4 protein-coding genes and 1 tRNA gene are annotated in these 3,822 nt (G+C 17.6%); all 5 read left to right on the forward strand.

The genetic code is table 11. From position 1 onward, the window contains the following. Positions 1 to 324 (forward strand): hypothetical protein (locus GJT96_RS00780; protein WP_211080508.1); only part of this gene is annotated, 324 nt, incomplete at its 5' end. 48 nt (positions 325 to 372) lie between these two features. Next, positions 373 to 1,422 (forward strand): ornithine carbamoyltransferase, encoded by a 1,050-nt coding sequence (gene argF, locus GJT96_RS00785; RefSeq protein WP_169780348.1) that lies wholly within the window; start codon positions 373 to 375, stop codon positions 1,420 to 1,422. Positions 1,423 to 1,794: 372 nt separating this feature from the next. Then, positions 1,795 to 2,856, forward strand: coding sequence for an extracellular solute-binding protein (locus GJT96_RS00790; RefSeq protein ID WP_169780349.1), 1,062 nt, complete (start codon positions 1,795 to 1,797; stop codon positions 2,854 to 2,856). Positions 2,857 to 3,008: 152 nt separating this feature from the next. After that, a tRNA-Asn gene (locus GJT96_RS00795) sits at positions 3,009 to 3,081 on the forward strand. An 84-nt stretch (positions 3,082 to 3,165) separates the two neighbouring features. Further along, positions 3,166 to 3,822, forward strand: a 657-nt coding sequence (gene prmB, locus GJT96_RS00800; protein WP_425591414.1) for a 50S ribosomal protein L3 N(5)-glutamine methyltransferase, incomplete at its 3' end; no start/stop codon positions are given.

A 3,822-nucleotide genomic window follows, 5' to 3' on the forward strand; every position in this document is an offset into this window, starting at 1 on the left:
TTTGTAAATCTTAATAAGATTATTTTTATAGAAAAAAATATTAACTTTCCAAATAAAACTATTATTAATAGTATAAATAATATTGAATTTGCTATACCATTAAATAATAAAATTATTAATCAAAAAAAAATATTAGATAAAATAAATAAAAAAATAAATGATAATCAAAAAATAATTGATTTTTTAAAAAAAAACATTAAAAATCCATCTTTTTTATCTAAAGCTCCAAAAATAATTATAAAAAAAAATTTACAAAAATTAAAAAAAAGTAAAATGTTGAAAATAGAATTATTACAAAAATTTTATTTAATTAAATATTTATAATATTTTATTTTTTAATATTTTATAATTTTTAAAAAAAGGATTTATATTATGAATCAGTTTAATCAGTTTTATAATAAAAATTTTTTAAAATTATCAGATTTTCCTAAAAAAGATCTTTATAAATTAATTAAAATTTCAAAAAAATTAAAATATAATAAACAAAATTTTAAAGAAAAAAAATTATTGATTGGTAAAAATATTATTCTTATTTTTGAAAAAAATTCTACACGAACTAGATGTTCTTTTGAAATAGCCTGTTTTGATCAAGGAGTAAATATTACATTTTTAAATATAAAGGATAGCCATATAGGTTATAAAGAATCATTAAAAGATTCTGCTAGAATCTTAAGTCAAATGTATCATGGATTAGAATATAGAGGACAACATCAAAAAAATATTGAAATATTAGCTAAATATTCAACAGTCCCAGTATGGAATGGATTAACAAGTGAATTTCATCCTATTCAAATATTAGCAGATTTATTAACTATTGAAGAAAATATAAAAAATAAAAATATAGATCAAATTAAATTATCTTATATAGGTGATATAAATAATAATATATCTTATAGTCTTATAGAAGCGTCAATAATAATTGGTTTTACATTATATTTAATTTCTCCTCAAAAACTTGAATTTAAAAATAATTTTTATATTAAAAATATAATAAAAAAAATTAAATATCATAATAATATTCATATTACTAATAATATAGAAATAGGTGTAAAAAATACAGACTTTATTTATACAGATATTTGGGTTTCTATGGGTGAAAAAAATTCATTTATATTATGGGAAAATAAAATAAAACTTTTACATAATTATCAAGTTAATAAATTACTTTTAGAAAAAAGTGAAAATAATAATGTTAAAATTATGCATTGTTTACCTTCACTACATTTATATAATCATTATAAGAAATTATTTAATAAAAAAATATTATCTAAATATAATCTATATAATGGATTAGAAATAACAAATGATATTTTTGAATCTGATAAAAGTATCATTTTTCAACAAGCAGAAAATAAAGTTCATGTAATTAAAGCTATAATGATTACTTCTTTACTAAAAGAAAATATTATTTTTTTAAACTAAAAATTTTTAAAAAAGGATTAAATATTTTATTAAAATAATAATTTTTTTTAAAAGATTATTGATACTAAAAAATTATATTTTTTTATGTATAAAATATTATATTAAAAAATATTTTTTATTTAAAATATTTATTGGATTAATTTATTTAGTAATTAATAAATAAATATTTTAAGTTTTAGAAAATATTAGATATATTTTAAAAAAAATTTAAATATTTTTAATAAAAAAAATTTAAGTTATAGAAAATATTTCTTTAAAAGATTATAAATAATTATTTAATTAAAACTTATTTATAAATATTTAAAATGCAAAAATTACAATTAAAATTATTGTAATAAAAATATGATTTATATTTTATAAGGTTTAACTAAAATGTTTTTATTTTTTAGATTAATATGTATATTATTAATAATATTATTATTCCCGATAACAAAAAAATTTTTAAATAAAAAAAAATTAAATCAAAATACTATTTTTTTTTATAATTGGACAGAATATGTTCCTCATGAAATTTTAAATCAATTTACTAAAGAAACAGGTATTAGAATTGTTTATTCTACATATGATTCAAATGAAAGTATGTTTACTAAATTAAAAACTTATAAAAAACAATCATATGATTTAGTTGTACCTTCAACTTATTTTGTAATTAAAATGAAAAATGAAGGTATGATACAAAAAATTGAAAAAAATAAAATACCTAATTTTAAAAATTTAGATCCTAAATTTTTAAATAAATCTTTTGATTATAATAATGAATATTCTATCCCATATATATGGGGTGCCACTGCTATAGGTATTAATACAAATTTTATAAATTATAAAAATATTAATAGTTGGAATGACTTATGGAATCCAAAATATTATAAATCTATTTCTTTAATAGATGATGCTAAAGAAGTATTTCAAATGTCATTAATAAGATTAAAATTACCTGTAAACACTACTAATATTAATTATATTAATCAAGCTTTTATAGAATTAAAAAAATTAATGCCTAATATTATTTCTTTTAATTCTGATAATCCTGGATATCCTTTTATTGAAGGATCTGTAAATATAGGAATGATTTGGAATGGATCTGCTTATGCTCTTCAAAAGTTAGGTATACCTTTAAAATTTATTTGGCCTAAAGAAGGTAGTATTTTTTGGATGGACAGTTTTGTAATTCCCAGTAATGCAAAAAATGTAAAAGGAGCTTTAAAATTAATTAATTTTTTATTAAGACCTGATATTACTGTAAAAATAGTAAAAAAAATAGGTTTTTCTACTCCAAATTTAGAAGCAAAAAAATTATTACCATTAGAAATAATTAATAATAAAACATTATATCCTGATGATAAAATTATTAATAACGGTATATGGCAAAATGATAATAATATTAATATAAATAAACAATATGAAATGTATTTTCAAAAACTAAAAATTTTATAATAACTAAATATATAAAAATATTTTATATAAAATTAATAAATTAATATATTTATTAATTTTTAATAATATAAATATATTTTGTAATATATAAAATTATAAATTTTCTTGACATATAAATAATATATAATATATATTAATCGTAGATTAGTTAATCCTCTGTAGTTCAGTTGGTAGAACGGCGGACTGTTAATCCGTATGTCACTGGTTCGAATCCAGTCAGGGGAGTAAACTAATGTAATTTTCACATCATAAAATATATTTTATTAAATAATTAAATAGTATTTTTTATTATAAGGTATATATATGATAATGAAATTAAACCAAATTTTAAAAAAAAAAATTATAATAAAAGAACTTTTTTCAATACAAGATGTAGTTCGATGGATATCAAGTTGTTTTAGTATATCTAATTTATGGTATGGTCATGGTAGTGATAATCCATGGGATGAAGCTATAAACTTAGTTTTACCTATATTAGGATTACCTCCGTATATCTGGAATATAGTTAATAACTCTAGATTGTCTATTAAAGAACGTAAAATTATTTTTAAATTAGTTATAAAACGCATAGAAAAAAGAATTCCTGTAGTTTATTTAACGAATAAAACTTGGTTTTGTGGTCATGAATTATATATTGATAATAGAGTATTAATACCTAGATCTCCTATTTCTGAATTAATTAATAATAAATTTAAATCTATTATTTCTTCTCGTCATCATCCTAAATATATATTAGATTTATGTACAGGTAGTGGGTGTATTGCTATTGCATGTGCATATTTATTTCCTAATGCACATATAGATGCTGTAGATATTTCTTTAGATGCAATTAATATAGTTGAATACAATATTCAATTACATGGATTAGAAGATCGTATTACTCCTATATGTAGTAATTTATTTGATAAACTACCTAAGTATACTTATGATCTAATTATTAGTAATCCTCCATATGTAGATAAAAAA

It is taken from the genome of Enterobacteriaceae endosymbiont of Donacia piscatrix, assembly GCF_012569525.1.
Taxonomy (GTDB): Bacteria; Pseudomonadota; Gammaproteobacteria; order Enterobacterales; family Enterobacteriaceae.